1 protein-coding gene is annotated in these 271 nt (G+C 73.1%); it reads right to left on the bottom strand.

Going from position 1 to position 271, the window contains the following annotated elements:
* A partial coding sequence (locus tag ACCD03_RS25540; protein WP_413413283.1) for a metal ABC transporter substrate-binding protein occupies window positions 1-271 on the bottom strand: 271 nt, incomplete at both ends.

Below are 271 nucleotides of genomic sequence, written 5' to 3'. Positions count from 1 at the left end.
CCCCTGGCCTTTGCGCAGGGTGCGCAGGTTGGCCTTCATGACCTCCAGGTAGTCCTCCCCGGCGGAGGCCCCGGTCAGGCCCTCGAGCGGGTCGAGGACGGCCACACCGGCTCCCGCCTCCCGGGCGACCGTCTCGGCCAGCGCGGGAGAGACCAACGTCTCGGTGTAGACGGTGGTGACACCCGTCTCGCGAACGCGGGCCGTGAGCTCCTGCAGCGATGCGGCGTCCGGCTCGACGTCCGGGCTGACCCCTGCCACGCCCTCCTGGGTC

It is taken from the genome of Ralstonia sp. Ralssp135, assembly GCF_047304345.1.
Classification (GTDB): Bacteria; Pseudomonadota; Gammaproteobacteria; order Burkholderiales; family Burkholderiaceae; genus Ralstonia; species Ralstonia chuxiongensis.
Note: the sequence above shows the minus strand (reverse complement) of the source record. Positions and strands in the feature narration are given on the sequence as shown.